Below are 24,308 nucleotides of genomic sequence, written 5' to 3'. Positions count from 1 at the left end.
CGCTTCGACAAATACTGCTTGCCGCATTTTTGTTATTCGTAAGAGTACTGCATAAGCCCATCAGCAAATTGCTATGGGGTTCGAGCTATTTGAAGGAATGCACTGAGTTCATAACTTCATCGTAGAATGTGATGAACTGAGTATATTCTTTTTAATAGATTGTTAAGAAAGTCGCTATCTTTAGCAAGCGAATTGGTATAATGAACCGATAATTATATCAGTATTTTTGTTTCGACATTATTAAAGTTAGCCCGCTATCCGTATAAAGATAGCAGTCAACCTTTTGGTAGCGTTAGCTATCCCTAGGAAATAACATGAAAATATTTATCTTGCGTCACGGTGAAGCTGAGCATTTTGCGAACACCGACGCAGAAAGACAACTGACCCCAAGAGGCAGAACTGAATCGGAAGCAGTTGCCCGAGCATGTAAAGAGCAAGGTTTTGCTCAATTCGACAAAGTACTGGTGAGCCCGTACATTCGAGCGCAGCAAACTTGGCAAGAAATCAGCGCACACTTTTCGGCTAAGAGCATCGAAACGTGTGAAGACATCACGCCTTACGGTCAATCCGACCAAGTGTTTGATTTCGCTAATGCGTTGATTGAAGTTGAGAAGCTTGAATCTCTTTTGTTTGTGTCGCACTTGCCGCTGGTGGGCTACCTTACCTCGGAATTTGTGAAAGACATGACGCCACCAATGTTTCCAACATCTGGCTTGGTGTGCATTGAATTTGATCCGCAAACACAACGCGGTGAAGTGCTTTGGCATATCACGCCATAGAACACTAGCTCTTGAGACAATGGCTCGAGAAAAACAAAAAGGCAGGGTTAACCTGCCTTTGTCGTTCTTGCTCGTTCGAGAAGTACTTCTCGAAGTTGGTGAGTTATTTTTCTGGAATAGACAGCAGCACCAGTAGGGCACCATCGCCGCCAAACTCTAGAGGCGCTTGGTGGAATGCCATTACGTCTGGGTGTTGAGCTAACCAAAGCGGCGCTTTCTGCTTCAGAATGTGCTTACCGATGCCGTGTTGTACACACGCACAGTGGATTTCGTTTTTCACGCAGTACGCGATCATCGCACCGAGTTCTCGCTTGGCTTCTTGCTGTGTCATGCCGTGCATGTCTAGGAAGACGTCAGGCACGTACACGCCACGACGAAGACGTTTCACTTCATAAGTGGACACATCGTCACGCGCATAACGAGTTGGTCCCTCTTCATTAAGAAGCGGAACAAACTCATCAGAAAAGTAAAACTCAGAATCACTCGCTTCACGGTTTGAGCGTGTGATTTCTTTTTGCTTAGTATTTTTTTTTGGTTGCTGGATTATGGTATCCTGTCGCAACTTTTTTACGCCCTGTACTGCATCCTTAAACAAGGCGAAATCGTCATCGTGTTCGGTGTCTTTTTTGCTCATTAGGTAAACAATTTCATTTTTACAATTTATGGCAGTATTGTAGCGCTTTTCGGAGGCAATTTTGGATAAGATTTTTGTAGAAGAGGCGGTATCGGAGCTCCATACCCTTCAAGATATGATTCGTTGGACGGTAAGCCGCTTTAACGCAGCTAACCTGTTTTACGGTCATGGCACTGATAATGCGTGGGATGAAGCAGTTCAGCTTATCCTGCCAACATTATACTTGCCGATTGATGTGCCTCCGCACGTATTGAACTCTCGCCTTACGACAAGCGAGCGTCTGCGTATCGTTGAGCGCGTAGTAAAACGCATCAACGAGCGTACACCAACAGCATACCTAACGAACAAAGCATGGTTCTGCGGTCTTGAGTTCTTCGTTGATGAGCGTGTTCTTGTGCCACGTTCTCCAATCGGCGAATTGATTCAAGCGGAATTCCAACCTTGGTTGGTGGAAGAGCCTACGCGCATCATGGACCTATGTACGGGTTCTGGTTGTATCGCGATTGCTTGTGCGCACGCTTTCCCTGAAGCAGAAGTTGACGCGATCGATATCTCTACAGACGCTCTACAAGTGGCTGAGCAAAACGTACAAGATCACGGCATGGAGCAACAAGTGTTCCCAATCCGCTCTGACTTGTTCCGCGATCTTCCAAAAGAGAAATACAACCTGATCGTGTCTAACCCACCTTACGTGGATGAAGAAGACATGAACAGCCTGCCAGACGAGTTCACGCACGAGCCTGAGCTAGGTCTAGCTGCTGGTACTGACGGTCTAAAACTGGTTCGCCGTATTCTTGCTAACGCACCTGACTACCTAACAGACGACGGTATTCTTGTGTGTGAAGTAGGTAACTCAATGGTTCACATGATGGAACAGTACCCACAAATTCCATTCACTTGGATTGAGTTCGAGAACGGCGGTCACGGCGTATTCATGCTAACGCGTGACCAATTGGTTGAGTGTGCAGAAGAGTTCAAACTGTACAAAGACTAAGTCTGTCGAAATAAACCATTCGAATAAACAATGAAAACACCGAGCCCAGTGCTCGGTGTTTTTTTATCCGCTTCGCACTGAGCTTGGAAAATTTCGGCTGTTTTGTTTTTTCCGCCAAATCGGGCTTTACATCAAAACGTAATACCGCCACTATGATTCCACGAAGAATTGAAAAGCAGTTGCGCTCATGGAGAGCGTGGCGACAAGAACTTGAGGAAGTAATGGCAGGAAACAGTATCGGACAACATTTCCGAGTAACGACATTCGGAGAAAGTCACGGTATCGCACTAGGATGTATCGTAGACGGATGCCCTCCAGGTTTGGAAATCACTGAGGCAGATCTGCAAACGGATCTCGACCGTCGCCGTCCTGGCACATCACGTTACACTACCCAACGTCGTGAACCGGACGAAGTAAAAATTCTTTCTGGCGTTTTTGAAGGTAAAACCACAGGTACTTCAATTGGTCTGATGATCGAGAACACAGACCAACGTTCTAAAGACTACTCAGACATCAAAGACAAGTTCCGTCCAGGACACGCTGATTACACTTACCACCAAAAATACGGTGTGCGCGACTATCGAGGTGGCGGTCGTTCGTCTGCTCGTGAAACGGCAATGCGTGTGGCGGCTGGTGCAATCGCTAAGAAATACCTAAAAGACGAGTTCGGTGTAGAAATCCGCGCTTACTTGTCGCAAATGGGTGACGTTTCAATCGATAAAGTGGATTGGAATGAAATCGAAAACAACGCGTTCTTCTGCCCAGATGCAGACAAAGTGGAAGCGTTTGATCAACTTATCCGTGATCTGAAAAAAGAAGGCGACTCTATCGGCGCTAAAATTCAGGTCGTGGCAACCAACGTGCCTGTTGGTCTTGGTGAGCCTGTATTTGATCGTTTGGATGCAGACATCGCGCACGCGTTAATGAGCATCAATGCGGTGAAAGGCGTGGAAATCGGTGACGGTTTTGATGTGGTAAACCAAAAAGGCAGCGAGCACCGTGATACGCTTTCACCAGAAGGCTTTGGTAGTAACCACGCGGGCGGCATTCTTGGCGGTATCTCTACTGGTCAAGAGATTGTTGCAAACATCGCGCTTAAGCCAACCTCAAGCATTACAGTGCCAGGTGAGACTATCACTAAAGAAGGTGAACCAACTCAGTTGATCACTAAAGGTCGTCATGACCCTTGTGTGGGTATCCGTGCGGTGCCTATCGCAGAAGCGATGCTGGCTATTGTCGTTATGGACCATTTGCTACGCCACCGTGGTCAAAACCATGGCGTACAAACCGAGACTCCAAAGATTTAAGTTTGAAGCTTAACTCGATAGAAACACAAAAGGCTGCTCAATGAGCAGCCTTTTTCATGTCTTTCGATAGGTTTCGATTTGAATCAGTGAATCGACCCTTCGGTTTCCAAGTGGAATGAAGGCAAGCGCCATTTAAAGCGTACTGCCGCCATACGCAGCATGTAACCAGTAATCAGAGTCACAATCGTTGCGGTCACGTCTGGTACGTTGAACTCAAGTAACGCTAGGTATAAACCTGATGCGATAAGTGCTACAGAGGCGTAAAGCTCTTCATGCAGCACAAGCGGCGTTTGACGACAAATTAAATCACGTAGCAGACCACCAAATACGCCAGTTACAAGTGCTGACACCATACAAATGCCAGGGTGTAAGCCCATGCCAATCGCTACCTTGGTGCCGATGATGCTAAATACGATCAAGCCTAGCGCATCCAAACGAATGAACAGACCTTTCAGCTTGATTACCCACTTCGCCAAGCCAGTTGTCAGTACACCCGCAACGCATGTAATTGCTAAGAATTCAGGATTCTTTACCCAACCTAATGGGTAGTGACCTAGCAAAATGTCGCGTACTGTACCGCCGCCGATTGCCGTTGCACTGGCTACCAACATAACACCAAACCAATCCATTTTTCTTCGACCAGCACTCAATGCACCAGTCATGGCTTCAGCCGTGATACCAATGATATACAACACACTTAGCAGCATAAGGGGACACTCAAATAAAAGGGCTCTGTTATGTCCTTGAGGTTAAGGAAAACAGCAGCAAAACTTACCAACAAGATCTAAGCCTTGGGGATAGGCTTAAATCCAAAAAGAATCTCGCTTTAAGTAGCGTTGAAGTCGCCATCATTAAGCGTAAAAATAAGGCGTGAGTGTAGTGGGAAATGTGATCTGTGACGAATGAGAAATTGTATGGAGAAAGCGACTTTCAGATTAACTCAGCTAATAACCAAACATGTTGTGTGGCTTTACCTGTGTAAGAAAAACAGCGACAATGCGCACCGCATACCAATTTGAAGTACAGAATCGATGATGAATCACGAATATCAAGACCTTATCACCATCTTCAACGACACGTTTCTTGAGTCTTTTAATACCAAATTAGAACTTGGTGGTGATGAGCCTATCTACTTACCAGCTGACGAAGCGCACCCACATCATCGGATTATTTTTGCTCGTGGCTTTTACGCGTCAGCACTACACGAGATTGCCCATTGGTGTGTAGCAGGACCAGAGCGCCGTTTGCTAGAAGATTTTGGTTACTGGTACGAGCCAGATGGTCGTACAGCAGAGGTTCAAGCTGAGTTCGAAAAAGTTGAAGTTCGCCCCCAAGCTTATGAGTGGATTCTCGCGAAAAGTGCTGACTTCCCTTTTAACGTTAGTTGTGACAATCTACACGGCGATTTTGAACCAGATCGTCTTGGTTTTATGCACAAAGTGCACAATGAAGTAATGGGTATTTTAGAAAACGGTCTTCCGCCTCGCGTACAAATGCTATCGGATGCGTTGCGTGCCTTTTACCAAACCAAGCCGCTGGAAACGTCTGACTTTATCGTTAAATAACCTCAGAGAAGCTCCATGATTATTGAATTTGAAGAAAAACTACTAGAACTGATTGATGCACGCATTGAAACCGCATCGGATGATGAATTGTTTGCTGGTGGTTATTTACGTGGTCACATTTCTCTGTCTGCGGCGGCGTGTGAAGAAGAAGGCATTAACGATGTGGCTGAGTTGAAATCTCGCATCGAAAACAGTCTTGAAGAAGCGCGTTCAGAATTAACACCAGCAGACCGCGTGATTGTTAACGACCTTTGGCAAGAGCTTCAAGCACAAGCTTAAGCCACCATCAGTTTTTATAAGCTTCGACAGGTTGCGCTAAACCTCTGGTTGAAGCAAAAAGAGTTGAATTAAACTCCTTCGAAATTTTCGAATCTCTCCTTAAAATTTTTGTGGTTGTAGCACACTCGTTCACCTCTTACTCTTGTTAGTACAAAACGTGAACAAAGGACTACAACCATGAAAATTATCGCATTCGGCGCTTCTACTAGCTCTACCTCTATTAATAAAACTCTCGCGACTTACGCAGCCAATCTTGTTGAAGGTGCAGACGTGCAAGTGTTAGATCTCAATAGCTACGATGTTCCTTTGTTCAGCGAAGACAAAGAGAAGGAAATTGGTCAGGCAGAGGGCGCAAAAGCGTTTCTTGCTGACATCGCAACAGCAGACGCTTTGGTGATTTCTTTTGCTGAGCATAATGGCTCTTACCCAGCAGCGTATAAGAATTTATTCGATTGGGCGACACGCATCGAGCGTAACGTATTCCAAAATAAACCAGCGGTGTACTTAGCGACTTCACCAGGTCCTGGTGGTGCACAAACGGTACTCGCTGCGGCGACAGGCTCTGCACCTTACTTTGGTGCGGAAGTGAAAGCATCGCAATCTATTCCAAGCTTCTACGATAACTTTGATTTAGAAGCGGGCAAGTTCCGTAATGCGGAACTTGCAGATCAAGTGAAAGCAGCAGTGGCGACATTGAATTAAGGTCTCTCTTTTGTGTCATTAACCGAGAGATTCCCGACTACACTCCTTCGTCGTTATTGGGAATGACGAGGGAGTTTTCGTTTAGAAGGTCGCTGAATGAATTGCTCCTGTTCGCTGTTAAAGTTAATGACTTAAATTCGAACATTCCCTAGAAGGAAGAATGATTGAGTAGGGGATCTTTTTTGTGTAATGAATCGAGAGATCCCCCAACTGCATTCGTTCGTCTTTAACAGGAATAGCAACAGACTTTTGCTTTCAGCGAAATACTAAAAGCAAATTACACCTCAGTAATTGCCTTCCCTTTACGTAGCTTTCTTACCCACATACGGCTAGGATGCAGCTCAGTCAGGACATCAACAGGCAGTGGTAACGGATCGCCACAGATTTGTGATGCCAACACTTCTGCCATTAGAGGTGCTGAGCTCAAACCACGAGAGCCTAAACCTAGGAAACAGAATAGGTTAGGGAACTGGTGAATCGCGTCAACGTCTTGCTCTTGTTGATTTTGCAGATCCGCATATTGCGTTTTGATGGTTTCAAAGTCGCCTACGTTCCCTACAAACGGAAGGTGGTCACGGCTAACACAGCGAATACCTTGGCGTGACAAGTTACCAGAGGTATCCACCTCTTTCGTCCAAGTTTGGTTCGGCAGGCACTTCACCAATTTCTCAGCGTTGTCTTTTTGCGCATCCTCGTCAAACTCGTAATCGAGGTGGCTGCGGTCGTAGCTTGCACCGATGCACAAGTGCTGATTATTCGGGTTAACAGGTGTCATGTAACCGTCGTAACACAGTACCGTTTTCAGCTTGGACAAAGTTTCTGTCGCTGGTGCGTGGCTAACTTGTCCTTTTACCTGACCCATTGGTAAATCAGCGGTTTGGCTTAGTGTTTGGAACTCACTGCCATTAGCAACCACTACAGTTGAATGTTCAAAGCTTTGACCGTTCGCTTTCAATATCCAAACCTTGCGCGATTCGTCCCAAGTGAGCGACTCGACTTGATGCTCGAACTTCGCTTCAAAAAGTTCTGTTTTATCCAATTGAGCTATCAAGCCTCGCGTGAGTTCAGCAGGGCATAACCAACCGCCAAGAGGATAGTGAACCGATGCCATATCAATCGGCAAGCCTATCTTCTCTGCGGTCTCTTCAGCAGATAGTTTATGAATTAACTCTGGTGTGAAATTGCCAGCAAGCATTTTCTCTAATTTATCTGCAGATTTGTCATCCCACATCAGCTGAGTAATGCCGCACCAATCGTGATCAAATTGGATATCTTGCGCTGCTTGGTCAACAAACTGACGGGCAAACAAAAAGCCCGGAGCGAATACACGAGAAACGCCTTTGTGTGGACCATTTAATAATGGGTACACTGCGCCTTGGCGGTTGCCTGATGCGCCTTCTGCAGGTTGAGCGTCTTTGCAGTAAAGCGTGATATTTTGACCGCGACGAATCAGCGTTTTAGCCAAAGCCGCGCTAGCGATACCGCCACCAATAATCGCGATGGAATCATGATTGGTCGAGGCAGTGCGGTTAAACCAAGGTAGGTGGTTTGAATGCGCTTCACGCTGCTCCATCGAACCTGCAATCATTTCACGTTTGGTGCCGAAGCCTTTGACTTTTTTCATTGCAAAGCCCGCTTCGTTTAAGCCGCGACGCACAAAACCCGCTGCCGTAAAGGTTGCGACCGTACAATCCTGTTTCGCCAATTTTGCCATGCCGTTGAATAGGTTTTGGTTCCACATTTCTGGGTTTTTGCTCGGTGCAAAACCATCTAAGAACCAAGCATCAATCAAGCCTTGCTCTTCATAAGGAACAAGCGGCATGCAGTCTTTGATATCGCCAAACCAAAGATCGAGTGTGATAGCGCCGTCTTCTAAAACAATGCGATGACACTCAGGCACTGCTGCTGGATAGTGCTGTTGCAGTTTTTCGGCAAACTCTGCCAATTCTGGCCATGATTGATGCGCTTTTTCTAAATCAGCTTTGCTTAGTGGGTACTTCTCAAAGCTAACAAAATGCAATTCTTTTAGGGTTGCCTCTGGATATTCGCGACGAAATTCGGTAAACCATTGCCACACGGCTAAGAAGTTCAACCCTGTGCCAAATCCGGTTTCACCAATAACAAAACGTCTTTGGTCAAATTCCTGCCATCTTTCTGGTAGATGATTTTGTTTGAGGAACACGTAACGCGTCTCTTCGAGACCGTTTACGTTGGAGAAATAAACATCATCAAATTGGTCAGAAACCGGTGTACCAGCTTCGTTCCAACCAAGTTCTGCGTTTTTAATCGAAGTCATAATGGTGCAAATATGTGATTTGGCGCGGTTAGAATTCGGCGATTGTACGAATTTCTGGGAAAGCTGACCACTTTTGTTGACTATCTTAGTTATTATCTAGCGGATTTTTGAATTATAGGAATGTCATAATGAAACGAGTCGTAATCACCGGTATGGGTATTGTTTCAAGTATCGGTAACAACGTCGAAGAAGTTCTAGCGTCTCTTAAAGCGGGCAAATCTGGCATCACTGCGTCTGAGCAGTTTAAAGAAAACGGTCTGCGTTCGCAGGTATGGGGTGATCTGAAAATCAACCCAGCAGAATTTATTGACCGTAAGCAGATGCGCTTTATGGGTGATGCGGCTGCTTATGCATACCTATCAATGCAGCAGGCAATTGAAGACGCTGGTCTATCTGAAGAACAAGTTTCAAACGATCGTACAGGTATCGTTGCTGGTTCTGGTGGTGCTTCTGCATTAAACCAAACAGTAGCAACTGACACGATGCGTGCAAAAGGCGTAAAACGCGTAGGTCCATACATGGTTCCACGTACTATGTCTTCAACAGTATCAGCGTGTCTTGCAACACCATTTAAGATTCGTGGCGTGAACTACTCAATGAGCTCAGCTTGTGCAACGTCTGCACACTGTATCGGTCACGCGATGGAGCTTATCCAACTTGGTAAACAAGACATCGTTTTTGCAGGTGGTGGTGAAGAGCTAGATTGGTCTCAAACTATGATGTTTGATGCGATGGGCGCACTATCAACTAAATACAATGAAACACCAGACAAAGCATCTCGTACTTACGATGCAGACCGTGACGGTTTCGTAATCTCTGGTGGCGGCGGCATGCTAGTTATCGAAGAACTAGAGCACGCTCTAGCTCGTGGCGCGAAAATCTACGGTGAGATCGTAGGTTACGGTGCGACTTCTGATGGCTACGACATGGTAGCACCATCAGGTGAAGGCGCCGTTCGTTGTATGAAGATGGCAATGCAAGATATTGATGCTATCGACTACATCAATACCCACGGCACTTCTACTCCAGTAGGTGACGTGAAAGAGCTAGGCGCTATCCAAGAACTATTCGGTGATAACAGCCCAGCAATCTCTGCGACAAAAGCAATGACAGGTCACGCACTAGGTGCAGCTGGCGTTCACGAAGCGATTTACTCAACGCTAATGCTAGACAACAACTTCATTGCCCCAAGTGTGAACATCTCTAACTTGGATGAAGCAGCACAAGGTCTAGACATCGTAACGGAAGCTCGTGAAGCTGAGTTAACGACGGTTATGTCAAACAGCTTTGGTTTTGGTGGTACAAACGCGACATTGGTAATCAAAAAGTACCAAGCGTAAGCGACTCAAAGCTAACTGAATTTGTTGGTCGGAATGTCACTATGGTTTTCTCAAATGGCGTCAACGGACCGACAAACCAGTTTCCAGAGCTTGATCAGTCAAACTGATCGAACAGACGCAGACTCTATCCCAAGGAGAGCGGGATAGGATCCTTTTGTTCTGGAACTTTGCCCGGCTAATTTAGCCGGGCTTTTTCTTTTCTGAAACCTGTTTAGGAAAGTCACTTGGGTATAGTTGTTGAGATTTTTCAAGAAAAGGGCACAATCGCTTTAGCTTCGCATCTTGCGAATAAACGAACTCATACAAATGGATGTTAAACGCTGGCGCTATGAAAATTATTGTTGATGAAAATATGCCGTACGCTGAAGAGCTATTCAGCCAACTCGGTGAAGTGATTCTAAAACCTGGTCGTACACTAACCGCCGATGATTTAGTCGATGTCGACGCGCTAATGATTCGCTCAGTTACCAAAGTAAACGCAGAACTGATCAGCAAAGCAAACAAGCTGAAGTTCGTTGGTACAGCAACCGCAGGTATGGATCATGTTGATCAAGCGCTATTGCAAGAGAAAGGTATTTTCTTCACCGCAGCACCTGGTTGTAACAAAGTTGGTGTTGCCGAGTACGCGTTCAGCGTCATGATGGTGCTAGCACAACAACAAGGCTTCTCAGTTTTCGATAAAACCGTTGGTATTATTGGCGCGGGTCAAGTCGGTAGCTACCTTGAAAAATGTTTGAAAGGCATGGGCATAAACGTGCTCATCAATGATCCATTTAAACAAGAAGAGGGTGATTCTCGCAGCTTCACTCCGCTAGCCGAGCTGATCGAACGTTCTGACATCATTACGCTGCATACGCCTATCACTAAAGATGGTCCACATCCAACGCATCACCTGATTGATGAGGCAGTGCTAAATGGTCTTCGTAGCGATCAAATTCTTATCAATGCCGCGCGCGGTCCGGTCGTTGACAACCAAGCGCTAAAGCAACGTTTACTGAAAAACGACGGCTTTACAGCGGCACTCGATGTGTTTGAGTTTGAACCAGAGGTTGATATGGAGCTTCTGCCTCTGCTAGCATTCGCAACCCCTCACGTTGCAGGCTATGGTCTGGAAGGGAAAGCTCGCGGTACAACAATGATTTTCAACAGCTACTGTGAGTTCTTAAATAACGAATTACGTGCGCATGCCAGCGATTTACTGCCAACCGCGCCTGTTCCTACTATGGTATTGGACAGAGCATGGGATGAAGCAACGCTGCACAACATCACGCAGTTAATCTATGATGTGCGTAAAGATGACGCTCTTTTCCGCCGCGAAATCAGTAAGCCAGGCTCTTTTGACCTGATGCGTAAAAACTACTGGGATCGCCGCGAGTACAGCGCTGTCACGCTAATGGGTAACGAAACATGCAATCTTGCACCATTAGCAGAACTAGGTTTTCAGGTTGAGGTAAGTCAATGAGCCAGCAATACAATGTTGCCGTATTAGGTGCGACCGGTGCGGTCGGTGAAACAATTTTGGAAGTGCTTCAAGAGCGCAAATTCCCGGTAGGTGAAATCTTCCTACTTGCGAGTGAGCGTAGTGAAGGCAAGACTTACCGCTTCAATGGTAAAACGGTACGTGTTCAAAACGTAGAAGAATTCGATTGGTCTCAAGCTCACATCGCACTGTTCTCTGCTGGTGGCGAACTGTCAGCAAAATGGGCACCAATTGCCGCTGATGAAGGCGTTATCGTTATCGATAACACGTCGAACTTCCGTTACGAATATGACATTCCTTTGGTTGTGCCAGAAGTAAACCCAGAAGCGATTGCAGAATTTCGTAACCGCAATATCATTGCAAACCCGAACTGTTCAACCATCCAAATGCTGGTGGCACTAAAACCAATTCATGATGCAGTGGGCATTGAACGTATTAACGTTTCAACTTACCAATCTGTATCGGGTGCAGGTAAAGCAGGTATTGATGAGCTAGCAGGTCAAACAGCGAAGCTGCTAAATGGTCTACCTGCTGACAAGAAGCAATTCTCTCAACAGATCGCGTTTAACTGTATTCCACAAATCGACCAGATGATGGAAAACGGCTACACCAAAGAAGAAATGAAAATGGTGTGGGAAACGCAAAAGATCTTTAACGACCCATCAATCACAGTAAACCCAACTTGTGTACGCGTACCTGTATTCTATGGTCACGCAGAAGCGGTTCATATTGAGACTCGCTCACCAATCGATGCACAAGAAGTGATTAACTTACTTGAGCAAACAGATGGTATTGAAGTATTCCACGGTGAAGACTTCCCAACACAAGTTCGTGATGCGGGCGGCAAAGACCATGTAATGGTTGGTCGTATTCGTAACGATATCAGTCATCACAGTGGCGTGAACCTATGGGTTGTTGCCGATAATGTTCGTAAAGGCGCAGCAACCAACGCAGTTCAAATTGCAGAAGTTCTGATTCGCGATTACTACTAAGTCGACCACGTTAAGAACCTTAAAGCCTCGCACTATGCGAGGCTTTTTTGTTCGAATAGCGTAAAATTGTGTGAGATTAGTACGAATATGGTGAGAGCCACACATTTTTTACCCTCAAAGCTATAGTTTTGAGGGCTATATCCGATATATTTAACCGATCACTATTTCAAATTGTTACTAGCACCAAACTGAGCCTTCTATGCGTCAAAATTATAAGCGTTTGTTAGCAGCCCTTGTGCTGATGAGCGCGACTCAGACATCGTCATTGGTTCAAGCCGAAGGTATTCGTCTTGTAGGACCCTCTGGTGAAGTACAAGCGTCTCCGAGCTTTGCTGAGGAGATTGAACGAGCGTTGCCCGCTCCACCTAAAAATGACCAACCGTCGCGCTTCTTTGGCCCGACAGGTCAAAATGAGACTTTATGGTCGATCGCTTCTCAATTGCGACCTTCTCGAAATGTTTCCGTACAACAAACGCTGCTCGCCATCTATAGAATCAACCCTCAAGCGTTTGATAAACAGAATATCCACGAACTGATTCCTGGTAGTCGATTACGTGTCCCTTCTCTGGAGCAAGTGCAAAGCGCAACAACTGCGCAAGCTGTTGCCATTATGAAAGCGCATGAAGCTCGACTCACTCAGCCAAAAGCAACGCCTACTCAACCTGTAAAACCGAAAGTTGAGCCGCCAAAACCAGTGGTTGAAACCGCAAAGCCAGATCCAAAACCAGAGGCTGCGAAACCAGAAGCTCCGAAACCAGAGCTGGTAAAAGTGGTAAAACCTGAGACGCCAGTGCCTGCAGTGACCACCTCACCAGAAGGCGAGAAGCAAGTCAGTGCGCTGAAAGACAAGCTACAAGGCTCGCAAAGTGAATTGGAGTCTTTGGAAGAGAAGAATCATCGCCTGCGTTTGATGCTTTCTGAAGTACAAAGCGAAGTTGAAACGCTGAAAACATCGTTGAATGACGAAGAGCGTATTCGCTCAGAAGTTGAAAAATTGTTAGCTGAAGAGCGTCAGCGTGTTGCCGAGCAACAGCGTATGCAGCCAAGTACGATGGATAAAATTCTATCGAATGGCTGGCTTGTTGGTCTTGCTGCGTTGATTCCGGGTGCGTTAATCGCCTTGTTAGTCGTGATGATGCTTGGTCGTCGCTCGAAAGCGAAAGAGGAAGAAGCGGCTGCGCAAGAGCAGCAAAGTACAGATCCTCTTGCTGCGCCAATTGGTTTAGCAGCTGCAGATGAATTAGACGAAGAGCTGAGCCTTGATGACGACTTGTTCGGAGATGATGACGAAGCTGAAAACCTATTCGAACAAGAAGAACAGCAAACTGAAGAAGAGGATGTCTTCGGGAACCTTGATGATGATGAGCTTGACTTCAATCTTGAAGGTGATGATGGCGAGGACCCATTTGCTGGCATCGGTGACGATGGCGATTTAGATGTTGGCTTTGATGAATTTGATTCCTCTAGCAATGGCATCAAGGTTAATGGCGAAGAAAAAGCCCTGGGTCTTGAAGAAATGGAGCGCGCCTTGGATGAGGTGGCTCCTGAACTTGAAGTGCTAGATGACGATGATGCTGGCTTCGATCTTTCTGACGAAGATGGTTCTGATGCGATGTCTGATGATGCTTTTGCTGAATTACTCGCAGCTGATGAACCGGCAGAAGAGCTGCAAACAGATGGCGTAGACCAAGCAATGTTGGACGACTTGTTTGCTGACCTAGATGGTGATGATCTCAATCTGGACGTTGAAGAAGATAAGCCAGCTGTAACTGAGAACGCATTTTCAGCTGGTGAAGCAACGGACGATGACATCGATAAACTGCTAGCACAATACGAGCAACCAACATCAAGCGAATCAGATGATGATGTATTTGATGAACTTGAGGCGCTTTCCGGTCTAACAGAAAACGACTCAAGTGAAGATGACGCATCGGCGCTTCTTGATGAGTTGATCGGCGAAGATGATGGTGAGTCCCTTAACGAGCTTGACCCTCTTGAAGAGCTAGAGGATATCGCGGGCTTGAGCGAAGAGCCTGCGATCGACGAAGACAGTACCGATTTACTCGATGAGTTGATTGGCTTTGATGATGAGGACTCATCCGACGATGACTTTGATCCGCTTGATGAGCTAGAAAAACTATCAGGTTTCGAGAATGACGATGCTCTGGCAGACATTGATGAAAATAGCGTTGATTTGTTGGACGAGCTGTTAGATGACGATAACGAAGAATCGCATAGCGAACCGAACAGTGAAATTGACCCATTTGATGATCTAATTCGTGAAGATGACGAACCAGAGAACATTCAAGATGATGAAGACCTGCTTGCCTCGCTTGGTTTTGATGATTTAGAGCCTGTAGAAGAGGAAGCGTTAACTTCGACTCCTCAACCTACTGCTGGCGTCGAATCAACATTAGATTTAGAAGATGAAAAAGCGGCACTTGGATTAGATTCCGGTTTGGATATAGATGCGCTGCTTAGTGACAACCAACCAGAGGCTGAAAGTCAGCCTCAGACTGAGCCTCTCAGCACAGAAGCTGAAGCCGAGCAGTCTGAATCCGATGTTAATTTCAACAGCAATGATTTCTTTGGTGACCTAGAAGATGCTTCACCAAAGCATGACCCGTTAATGACGGAGCTGGATGATCTCTTCGATACCGACAGCGAAGCTCTAAAACCTGCAGAGCAAGAAGGTGCGGACTTTGCTGCAGAGCTTGACGCATTGATTGGCGGTGAAACGGAATTCGCGGATGAGGCGGAGCTTGAATCCGAGCCAGAAACATCAGTTGAAGAACTAGCAGTGGTGGAAGAATCTGTTGAGCAGATTGATACAGCGGAGCTTCCATCAGACGACGTGCCACAAGTGAACCAAGCTGAAAGTGAATCTATTGCAACTTCTGATATTGAAGAAGAGCCTGCTTTCACTCCGACACCGAACACTGTTGAAAATGAATTTGGTATTCCTCAAGAGGAAGATTGGCTAGTTGATGATATTGAGCCAGAGGGCAAAACAGAGCAAGAGCCAGTTGCAGCTAACTCAACTGCATCTAATATCGATGAAGAAGAGTTCAACCCAGACGATTTAGAACTTCCTGAATTCAGCGAAGAAGATACGCTAGCGTCAATGGCAGAAGAGCCAGAGTTAGCGGAATCGGAAATGGTTGAGCCTGAAGCGCCAGTTGCGGACGCAGAAGAAGAGTTCAACCTCGACGACTTAGAACTTCCTGAATTCAGCGAAGAAGATGCGCTAGCGTCAATGGCAGAAGAGCCAGCGCTAACAGAATCGGAAACAGCCGATCTTGAAGCGTCAGTTGCGGACGCAGAAGAAGAGTTCAACTTTGATGAATTAGAGCTTCCTGAGTTCAGCGAAGAAGATGCGCTAGCGTCAATGGCAGAAGAGCCAGCGCTAACAGAATCGGAAACAGCCGATGTTGAAGCATCAGTTGCGGAAGCAGAAGAAGAGTTCAACTTTGATGAATTAGAGCTTCCTGAGTTCAGTGAAGAAGATGCGTTAGCGTCAATGGCAGAGGAGCCAGCGCTAACAGAATCGGAAACAACCGATCTTGAGGCGCCAGTTTCGGAAGCAGAAGAAGAGTTTAACTTCGACGACTTAGAGCTTCCTGAATTCAGCGAAGAAGATGCGCTAGCGTCAATGGCAGAGGAGCCAGCGCTAACAGAATCGGAAACAGCCGATCTTGAAGCGTCAGTTGCGGAAGCAGAAGAAGAGTTCAACTTCGATGAATTAGAGCTTCCTGAGTTCAACGAAGAAGATGCGCTAGCGTCAATGGCAGAGGAGCCAGCGCTAACAGAATCGGAAACAGCCGATCTTGAAGCGCCAGTTGCGGACGCAGAAGAAGAGTTCAACTTCGACGACTTAGAGCTTCCTGAATTCAGCGAAGAAGATGCGTTAGCGTCAATGGCAGAAGAGCCAGCGCTAACAGAATCGGAAACAGCCGATCTTGAAGCGTCAGTTGCGGAAGCAGAAGAAGAGTTCAACTTCGACGACTTAGAGCTTCCTGAGTTCAGCGAAGAAGATGCGTTAGCGTCAATGGCAGAAGAGCCATCAACTGCTGAATCTGACACTATTAGTCCAGAAGCATCGAATGAGCGCTTAGAAACGCCTCAGCCAGTGTTGCAAGCTGATAATGACCACGATGCTTTGTTCGAAGTCTTTGCGCAACCAGAAGCTTTCAGTGCCGATGTGGAGCCAGAAGCGAACAATGCCTTTGAGTCAGAGTTAAATGACTTCGAAGAATCAGCGATGGCGAACCTGTTATCGGAAAATGCTGAATCTGAGGTCTTTGATGGCAAGCTAGATAGTGACACGATTGCAAGCGCTGGTATGGACTTCGAGACTATGCTGGATGTTGGTGATGACTGGGACGGCTTTAAACTGTCGCCAGAAAGTACTTCATCAGCAACAGAGGTACCAGAAGATCAGCGTGAAGTATGGAGTTCGTCTGACGCGTTAGCACAGCCAGAAATCGCGCAAGAAAACTGGGGTGAGCAAGAAGACTTAACGGACTTTGATCCTAAGAAGAATCAATTCATGACGATTGATGAGTTGATGGCGCAAGTGGACAAAGACGGTGGCGAGTTTGAAGAGCAAGATCTCAAACTCGATGTGGGTCTGAACGAATTTCCTGACGTGATTGGTGATATTGGCGATGTCGATGTAGATACCAATGCAGAAGCTGCAGGTAAGCTGGATCTCGCAAAAATCTACCTTGAGATGAACGATCCTCAAGGCGCGATTAAGTTGCTAGAAGAAGCGATTGTCTACGGAGAAGATGATATTCGCCGAGAGGCTAAAAACCTTATCGATACGATTAACGGTCGGTAACTAAAAGGGCAGCAAACGCTGCCCTTTTTGTATCTGGAAGGACTTACGTATATACTTCCCGCCCCATTTTAGAGTTCGAAGGTTAAAATGAGAATCGCATTAGGTATCGAATACAACGGTACAAACTACTTTGGCTGGCAACGTCAAAGAGAAGTGAAAAGCGTCCAAGAAGAGCTAGAAAAAGCATTGTCTGTGGTAGCTAATCACCCTGTTGAAGTTCAGTGTGCAGGTCGTACAGACGCTGGTGTGCATGGCACTGGTCAGGTTGTTCACTTTGACACCAACGTGAGTCGTAAAATGGTGGCTTGGACTATGGGTGCAAATGCAAACATGCCAAGTGATATCGCTGTCCGCTGGGCAGTGGAAGTGAACGATGACTTTCATGCTCGATTCTCTGCAACTGCGCGTCGTTATCGCTACATCATCTTCAATCATGCACTGCGTCCAGGTATTTTGAATTCTGGGGTGAGCCACTACCATGGTGAACTTGACGAGAAGAAAATGCATGAAGCAGGGCAGTATCTATTGGGTGAGAACGACTTTAGCTCATTCCGTGCTGCGCATTGCCAATCATTGAGTCCATTCCGTAACTTGATGCACCTTAACGTAACTCGTCATGGTGACTACATCGTGATTGATATCAAAGCCAATGCATTTGTTCATCATATGGTGCGCAACATCACCGGTAGCTTGATCAAAGTGGGTCGTGGTGAAGAAAAACCAGAATGGATAAAATGGCTACTAGAAGCGAAAGACCGCAAATTAGCAGGCGCGACCGCCAAAGCTGAAGGCTTATATTTGGTGGATGTGGACTACCCAGAAGAGTTTGGATTGCCACTTGTGCCGATCGGTCCGTTGTTTTTGCCAGATAATTTGAACTAAATTTGCGATTTTGTTTCAAAATATCGGTACTTTAGGCTGGATACGTGCTGAAACTGTGCGTTATTAATGATATCAAAAATAGGTACAACCAGTTTTTTATCTACAGTCGCGGCAAGATATGTTTTAATCCATCCGCAATATTCCCGAATTTATATCTTTCGCAATGAAGCGGAAGAGTTGAGAGAAAAGGTCTTCCATGAGTTGGCTTGAAAAGATTTTAGAGAAAAGCAACCTAGTAAGTTCACGTAAAGCTTCTATTCCTGAAGGCGTGTGGACCAAATGTACTTCTTGTGAGCAGGTTTTATACCACGCTGAGCTTGAGCGTAACCTAGAAGTTTGTCCTAAGTGTAACCATCACATGCGTATGAAAGCGCGCCGTCGTCTAGAAACATTCCTAGATGAAGGTAACCGTGTGGAACTTGGTACTGAGCTTGAGCCGCAAGATAAACTGAAGTTTAAAGATTCTAAACGCTACAAAGAGCGTATCTCTGCTGCACAAAAGAGCAGTGGTGAGAAAGATGCACTGATCGTAATGCAAGGTGAATTGTTGGGCATGCCACTAGTGGCGTGTGCTTTTGAGTTCTCTTTCATGGGCGGTTCAATGGGTTCTGTTGTTGGTGCGCGCTTTGTAAAAGCAGTAGAAGCAGCAATTGAAAACAACTGTGCACTTGTTTGTTTCTCAGCAAGTGGTGGTGCGCGTATGCAGGAGGCGTTGATGTCTCTAATGCAAATGGCGAAAACCAGTGCGGCACTTGAGCGTCTTTCTGAGAAAGGCTTGCCATTCATCTCTGTACTGACTGACCCAACAATGGGCGGTGTATCAGCAAGTTTGGCAATGCTAGGTGACATCAACATTGGTGAACCTAAAGCACTTATCGGCTTTGCTGGTCGCCGTGTAATTGAACAGACAGTACGTGAAGATCTTCCTGAAGGCTTCCAACGTAGCGAGTTCCTTCTTGAGCACGGTGCGATCGATATGATCGTTGACCGTCGTGAAATGCGTCAGCGTGTGGGTGGTCTAGTAGCTAAGCTAACTAACCACAAGTCTCCTATGGTGGTTTCGGTTAACGAATCTCCAAATGAAGAGCCATATTCTGTACCAGAAGCGGACGAAAAAGGGTAAAGTATCAACTAACATAAAAACCAAAGAAATTAATGGTTAAAGTTAGATGACCCAAAACTCTATTCCTCAAGCCACATCTCCTCTAACGATGTGGCTTGATTATTTAACAAATCTCCACACTTCAGCGATTGACCTTGGCTTAGACCGCGTTCAAGCGGTGGCGCAAAAGGCTAACCTTACCAAACCAGCTCCTACTGTGATTACTGTTGCCGGCACCAATGGCAAGGGCTCAACATGTGCGTTGATGGAAGCCATTCTATTAGATGCCGGTTACTCTGTCGGTGTTTACAGTTCACCACACCTGATTCGCTACAATGAGCGAGTACGTATCAATGGCGTCGATGCAGAAGATAGCAAACACTGTGAGGCGTTCGATTACATCGAAAAACAGCGCGGCGAGATAAGCCTAAGTTTGTTTGAATTTGGTACGTTAGCGGCACTTCGTATTTTCCAAGTTGAGAAAGTGGATGTGGTCCTGTTAGAAGTTGGTCTAGGTGGACGCTTAGACGCGACTAATGTGGTTGACCATGACGTGTCTGTTATCACTAGCTTGGCTATCGACCATGTTGATTGGCTGGGCGATGACATCAATGTGATTGGCTTCGAGAAAGCCGGTATTTACCGTGCGGGCAAACCTGCAATTTGTGGTCAGCCAACACCGCCGGCGACGGTTGCTGCCCATGCTGATGATATTCAAGCTGAGTTTTTCCAAGTCGGCATTCAATTTGATTACCAGATAACTGAGAAAGGTTGGAAGTGGAGCAGTGGCGCATTTGATTTAGAAGATCTGCCATTGCCATCTCTACCGTTACCGAATGCAGCAACAGCGTTAATGGCTCTCGGCGCGTCAGAATTGCAAATCACTGACATTAATATCGTTAATGGCTTGAATAATGCTCGCTTGGCTGGCCGAATGCAGGTTTTGCAAACAGGTCCGGAAATCGTCCTTGATGTTGCACACAACCCTCATTCAGCTGAATACTTGGTTGAGAAGGTGAAACGTCAATACGCGGATAAGAACATCCACGTTGTGGTTGCTATGCTGCACGATAAAGACATCAAAGCAACAATCGAAGCATTAACTCCAATTGCAACGCAATGGTATCCAGCATCGCTGACAGGTCCACGAGCAGCGACAGCAGATGAACTGTGCCAATACTTACCTCAAGGTCAAGTTGAGTTCCAAGCTCCAGTAGAGGCGTTTGAGAGCGCGAAGACTCACGCAGCTCACGACGATGTCATTTTGGTGGTTGGTTCCTTCCATACTGTGGGCGAGGTGTTGGAGCATTGGCAATCAAATAATGAGTAATCAAAGGTAATTTGATGGCAAGTAAATTCCAAAGTCGTTTAGTCGGCACCATCATTCTAGTAGCGGTGGGGGTCATTGTGCTCCCTGACGTCCTAGATGGTAAGAAACTGCACTACAAAGAAGAGTTTGCCAGCATTCCTATCAAACCAGAACTTGATAGCGATGTGGAAAACTTTGAAATCTTGGAACCTGAAGAAGACAACGTTTCGTTACCAGAATCTCCGGTAACTGCGACGGTGGATGAATCTGAAGTGTCTCCAGTTGACGTTTCTGTACAAACAGAGCCTGCTACTCAACCTGAACACGCGAACAAGCAGCCTGAAAAGGTAGAGGTCGCTGTTCGTCCGGTTGAAGAAAAAAATCAATATGAGGATTCGGCTTGGATCATTCAATTGATGGCACTGAAAAATCATGAGAATGCAGTTGCATTGGTAGAGGATTTACAGAAGCGCGGGTATCAAGCTCATGTAAAAAAAGAGAATACCTTTACTCGAGTAATTGTTGGTCCTGATGTATCAAAAAGTAAACTTGAACGACAGGTCAAGGAATTACAAAAAATTACAGGCTCAAAAGGTCAATTGCTTAAATTTAAGCCATTAAATCCATAAGAAAACGTTTGCGTCAGCATTTTTTCTGTTAAAATGCGCGCCAACTTAAGATGAAGAAAACATGAATTGGTTAGATTTTGTCATTTTAGGTGTGATCGGATTTTCAGCTCTGATCAGTTTAGTTCGCGGTTTTGCTAAAGAAGCTTTGTCTTTGGTGATTTGGTTCGGAGCATTTTTTATCTCCAGTAACTACTACGCCAAATTGGCGGTGTACTTCACCAACATCGAAGATGAAATGTTTCGAAACGGAGCCGCAATTGCGGCGTTATTCGTCGCAACCCTAGTGGTTGGTGCAGTGGTGAATTACGTCATTGGTCAACTGGTACAAAAAACAGGGCTATCAGGAACCGATCGAATTCTCGGTGTGGTGTTTGGTGGTTTACGCGGAGTACTGATTGTTTCTGCGGTGCTGTTTTTTATGGATGCGTTTACTGCATTCCCAAGCTCGGATTGGTGGAAAGAGTCACAGTTGGTCCCTGAGTTCAGCCGTATCATCGCCCCATTCTTCGAGCATTTAAAAGCAACATCAAGTTTTCTGTCTGGCACTATCTAGTAGTGCCAGCTACTGTCGCAAATCGAGGATTAGGACATGTGTGGTATTGTTGGAATCGTGGGCACAACGCCTGTAAACCAGTCTATTTATGACGCGTTAACGGTGTTACAGCATCGTGGCCAAGATGCCGCTGGTATTTGTACCATAGAAAGCAATCGTTTTCGTCTGCGCAAGGCGAACGGTTTAGTGAAGGATGTGTTCGAAGCAAGACACATGCAACGCTTGCAAGGTGAGGTGGGTATTGGTCATGTTCGTTACCCTACTGCAGGTAGTTCAAGCGCCTCAGAAGCTCAACCTTTCTACGTAAACTCTCCTTTCGGTATTACACTTGCCCACAACGGTAACCTGACAAACGCTCATGAAGTTCGTCAGAAACTGTTTGAAAAAGACCGCCGCCATATCAACACCACTTCAGACTCAGAAGTGCTTCTTAATGTACTGGCTCATGAAATCGACACCGTTAAAGGTAACGTGACTTCTGAAGACGTGTTCCGCGCGGTGACTAATGTGCATCGCACTATTCGCGGTGCATACGCAGTAACAGCGATGATCATTGGTCACGGTATGATTGCATTTCGTGACCCTCACGGCATTCGTCCTCTTTGTCTTGGCAAGCGAGAAGTAAACGGCAGAACAGAGTATATGGTGGCGTCAGAATCTGTCGCATTGGATGCTGTTGGCTTCGATTTTGTTCGCGACGTGGCGCCTGGTGAGGCAATTTACGCGACATTTGACGGTGAGCTATACACTAAGCAGTGTGCTGACAACCCTAAGCTGAACCCATGTATTTTTGAGTTCGTTTACTTTGCTCGTCCAGATTCATTCATCGATAAGATTTCAGTGTACAGTGCTCGTGTTGAAATGGGTAAGAAGCTCGGTGAGCGTATCAGCGAAGACTACGCAGATTTAGACATCGACGTGGTTATTCCTATTCCAGAAACGTCTTGCGATATCGCACTGCAAATTGCTCAAGCGATTGATAAGCCATACCGCCAAGGTTTTGTGAAAAACCGTTACGTAGGTCGTACCTTTATCATGCCGGGACAACAGCAACGTAAGAAGTCGGTACGTCGTAAGCTCAATGCAATCCGCTCTGAGTTCAAGGGCAAAAATGTCCTGCTAGTCGATGACTCTATCGTACGTGGTACGACTTCAGAGCAGATCATTGAGATGGCTCGTGATTCCGGTGCGAACAAAGTGTTTATGGTTTCTGCCGCGCCAGAAGTTCGTTTCCCGAATGTTTACGGTATCGACATGCCAAGCGCAACAGAACTGATTGCTCATGGACGCGATAACGAGACCATCTGCAAGCAAATCGGTGCGGATGCTCTGATTTATCAACGTCTCGATGATTTAGTCGAGGCAGTTGGTCTTGGTAACCAAGATATCACTACGTTTGATACATCCGTATTTAACGGTGAGTACGTGACGGGTGATATTGACCAGCAATATCTGGATTTCCTTGATGGTCTGCGCAACGATGATGCGAAAACACAGCGCGAAATCCAGCAAGACCTAGCAAACTTAGAGTTGCACAACGAAGGCGCTTAAATCGCACTTCTCAAGAGATAAAAAAACCAGAGCTTCGGCTCTGGTTTTTGTTTTCTATCGGCTTATGTTTTTAGCTTAGTGAATGTTGTAAGCAATCACGAAGTCGATGAATAAGCGTACCTTTTCAGGTAAGTGGTCTTTGTGGTTGTACAGCATGTAGATGTCACGCGGGTTTGCGCTCCAATCTGGTAGTACGCGCACAAGATCGCCGCTTTCGATGTACTCTTTGATCATCACGTCAGGCATCAAAGTAATACCTAAACCTTCTGAACAAGAGCTACGAACCACGTTAAGTGCGTTTGCTTGAAAACGACCGCGCTCTACGTTCACCACAGACTCTCCTTTGCTGTTAATCAGTGTCCACTTGATAAGCGGTGAGCCTTTTAGCAAAGAGTGGTTAGAAAGCTCCTCAGCGTGATTTGGAGCTGGGTTCGCCGTTAAGTAGTCAGGGCTTGCAACCAAAATATCTTTTACTTCACCAATTTTGCGTGCAATCAGACTTGAATCACGTTGCGGACCAACACGGAAGATCACGTCCCATTCGGTCGGATCAAGTTGATCCGCATTGCTTTCCGTCGTCAACTCAATGTTGATATCTGGGTACTGCTTCATGAACGAATTGAACATTGGCATCATCATGCGCTTCGTCAGATTGTACGGCGCAGAAATTTTGATTTTGCCCGATGCACCGCGGCAGTCATCCGTAATTTCCTCAGCTGTCGAGGTTAGGCGTTGCAGCAGAGGTGAGCATTCATGGTAAAAGCGTTCTCCAGCTTCAGTGAGAGAAAGCTTACGCGCATGACGGTTCAGCAATCGAAGATTGACAGAGTCTTCTAGCGCTTGAATGCGTCGGGTGATGGTTGCCACCGGAATCATGGTTTTTCGCGAAGTTGCGGTATAGCTCCCATTTTCGACAACCAATCGAAACAGGTTTAGATCATCTAATTTCATATTTCCAGACACATTAAATTACCGTTTATGGCTAATTTATAATTAACTTTGTGATCAAAGTTTGCTTTAAGTCAACATGTTGCACCATTTGAACACAGCAGGACGCTCTTAGTAAATACT

20 protein-coding genes are annotated in these 24,308 nt (G+C 46.0%); 16 read left to right on the top strand and 4 right to left on the bottom strand.

Annotation, left to right across the window (positions count from 1 at the left end):
• The first annotated feature begins 314 nt into the window (after positions 1-314).
• A complete protein-coding gene (sixA, locus tag J4N44_RS12265; protein WP_005438776.1) occupies positions 315-779 on the top strand; it encodes a phosphohistidine phosphatase SixA in 465 nt (154 codons plus the stop codon).
• Positions 780-882: 103 nt separating this feature from the next.
• On the opposite strand, the gene smrB is transcribed toward sixA, so the two are convergent.
• Positions 883-1,413: an endonuclease SmrB gene (gene smrB, locus J4N44_RS12260; RefSeq protein WP_009698558.1), complete on the bottom strand. Its 531-nt coding sequence runs from the start codon at positions 1,411-1,413 to the stop codon at positions 883-885.
• A 61-nt stretch (positions 1,414-1,474) separates the two neighbouring features.
• Between smrB and prmB the strand changes: the two genes are divergently transcribed.
• A complete protein-coding gene (gene prmB, locus J4N44_RS12255) occupies positions 1,475-2,407 on the top strand; it encodes a 50S ribosomal protein L3 N(5)-glutamine methyltransferase (protein ID WP_005433096.1) in 933 nt (310 codons plus the stop codon).
• A gap of 221 nt (positions 2,408-2,628) precedes the next feature.
• Positions 2,629-3,714: a chorismate synthase gene (gene aroC / locus J4N44_RS12250; protein WP_005448015.1), complete on the top strand. Its 1,086-nt coding sequence runs from the start codon at positions 2,629-2,631 to the stop codon at positions 3,712-3,714.
• A gap of 83 nt (positions 3,715-3,797) precedes the next feature.
• Here the strand turns inward: aroC and J4N44_RS12245 are convergent, their stop codons facing one another.
• Positions 3,798-4,421 carry a trimeric intracellular cation channel family protein gene (locus J4N44_RS12245; protein WP_005433103.1) on the bottom strand — a complete coding sequence of 208 codons (624 nt, stop codon included), beginning with the start codon at positions 4,419-4,421 and terminating at the stop codon, positions 3,798-3,800.
• A gap of 327 nt (positions 4,422-4,748) precedes the next feature.
• Between J4N44_RS12245 and J4N44_RS12240 the strand changes: the two genes are divergently transcribed.
• The 3 genes from J4N44_RS12240 to J4N44_RS12230 all read left to right on the top strand — a co-directional run bounded on the left by J4N44_RS12240 (position 4,749) and on the right by J4N44_RS12230 (position 6,260).
• Positions 4,749-5,279: an elongation factor P hydroxylase gene (locus J4N44_RS12240; protein WP_005448017.1), complete on the top strand. Its 531-nt coding sequence runs from the start codon at positions 4,749-4,751 to the stop codon at positions 5,277-5,279.
• A 15-nt stretch (positions 5,280-5,294) separates the two neighbouring features.
• On the top strand, positions 5,295-5,558 hold the full coding sequence (locus J4N44_RS12235; RefSeq protein ID WP_005448019.1) for a YfcL family protein: 264 nt from the start codon (positions 5,295-5,297) through the stop codon (positions 5,556-5,558).
• Positions 5,559-5,735: 177 nt separating this feature from the next.
• Complete coding sequence (locus J4N44_RS12230) at positions 5,736-6,260, top strand: NADPH-dependent FMN reductase (RefSeq protein ID WP_005448020.1); 525 nt, start codon at positions 5,736-5,738, stop codon at positions 6,258-6,260.
• Positions 6,261-6,537: 277 nt separating this feature from the next.
• On the opposite strand, the gene mnmC is transcribed toward J4N44_RS12230, so the two are convergent.
• Positions 6,538-8,556 carry a bifunctional tRNA (5-methylaminomethyl-2-thiouridine)(34)-methyltransferase MnmC2/FAD-dependent 5-carboxymethylaminomethyl-2-thiouridine(34) oxidoreductase MnmC1 gene (gene mnmC / locus J4N44_RS12225; protein ID WP_017817811.1) on the bottom strand — a complete coding sequence of 673 codons (2,019 nt, stop codon included), beginning with the start codon at positions 8,554-8,556 and terminating at the stop codon, positions 6,538-6,540.
• Positions 8,557-8,684: 128 nt separating this feature from the next.
• On the opposite strand from mnmC, the gene fabB reads away from it, so the two are divergent.
• From fabB to purF, 10 genes are all read left to right on the top strand, one after another.
• The gene (gene fabB, locus J4N44_RS12220; protein WP_252044503.1) at positions 8,685-9,896 is read left to right on the top strand and encodes a beta-ketoacyl-ACP synthase I; all 1,212 of its coding nucleotides are present in this window, start codon (positions 8,685-8,687) and stop codon (positions 9,894-9,896) included.
• A 328-nt stretch (positions 9,897-10,224) separates the two neighbouring features.
• Entirely contained in the window at positions 10,225-11,358 is a 1,134-nt protein-coding gene (locus J4N44_RS12215; RefSeq protein WP_005448026.1) for a 4-phosphoerythronate dehydrogenase, read from the top strand.
• A complete protein-coding gene (locus J4N44_RS12210; RefSeq protein WP_005448028.1) occupies positions 11,355-12,368 on the top strand; it encodes an aspartate-semialdehyde dehydrogenase in 1,014 nt (337 codons plus the stop codon). Before J4N44_RS12215 ends, J4N44_RS12210 begins: the two co-directional genes overlap by 4 nt.
• Positions 12,369-12,567: 199 nt before the next feature.
• Positions 12,568-17,211, top strand: a complete 4,644-nt coding sequence (locus J4N44_RS12205; RefSeq protein ID WP_252044502.1) for a FimV/HubP family polar landmark protein — start codon at positions 12,568-12,570, stop codon at positions 17,209-17,211.
• Positions 17,212-17,298: 87 nt separating this feature from the next.
• Complete coding sequence (truA, locus tag J4N44_RS12200; RefSeq protein ID WP_009698551.1) at positions 17,299-18,093, top strand: tRNA pseudouridine(38-40) synthase TruA; 795 nt, start codon at positions 17,299-17,301, stop codon at positions 18,091-18,093.
• A 196-nt stretch (positions 18,094-18,289) separates the two neighbouring features.
• Positions 18,290-19,216, top strand: coding sequence for an acetyl-CoA carboxylase, carboxyltransferase subunit beta (accD, locus tag J4N44_RS12195; protein WP_005452095.1), 927 nt, complete (start codon positions 18,290-18,292; stop codon positions 19,214-19,216).
• A gap of 46 nt (positions 19,217-19,262) precedes the next feature.
• On the top strand, positions 19,263-20,525 hold the full coding sequence (gene folC, locus J4N44_RS12190; RefSeq protein WP_005452094.1) for a bifunctional tetrahydrofolate synthase/dihydrofolate synthase: 1,263 nt from the start codon (positions 19,263-19,265) through the stop codon (positions 20,523-20,525).
• A gap of 14 nt (positions 20,526-20,539) precedes the next feature.
• Positions 20,540-21,133, top strand: a complete 594-nt coding sequence (locus J4N44_RS12185) for an SPOR domain-containing protein (RefSeq protein WP_152163109.1) — start codon at positions 20,540-20,542, stop codon at positions 21,131-21,133.
• 61 nt (positions 21,134-21,194) lie between these two features.
• Positions 21,195-21,686: a CvpA family protein gene (locus J4N44_RS12180; RefSeq protein ID WP_005432921.1), complete on the top strand. Its 492-nt coding sequence runs from the start codon at positions 21,195-21,197 to the stop codon at positions 21,684-21,686.
• A gap of 36 nt (positions 21,687-21,722) precedes the next feature.
• A complete protein-coding gene (gene purF / locus J4N44_RS12175) occupies positions 21,723-23,237 on the top strand; it encodes an amidophosphoribosyltransferase (protein ID WP_009698549.1) in 1,515 nt (504 codons plus the stop codon).
• A gap of 75 nt (positions 23,238-23,312) precedes the next feature.
• Here purF and J4N44_RS12170 read toward each other — a convergent pair whose 3' ends face one another.
• Positions 23,313-24,188, bottom strand: coding sequence for a LysR family transcriptional regulator (locus tag J4N44_RS12170; RefSeq protein ID WP_005452091.1), 876 nt, complete (start codon positions 24,186-24,188; stop codon positions 23,313-23,315).
• Positions 24,189-24,308 lie beyond the last annotated feature (120 nt).

This window comes from Vibrio sp. SCSIO 43155 (assembly GCF_023716605.1).
Taxonomy (GTDB): Bacteria; Pseudomonadota; Gammaproteobacteria; order Enterobacterales; family Vibrionaceae; genus Vibrio; species Vibrio harveyi.
Note: the sequence above shows the minus strand (reverse complement) of the source record. Positions and strands in the feature narration are given on the sequence as shown.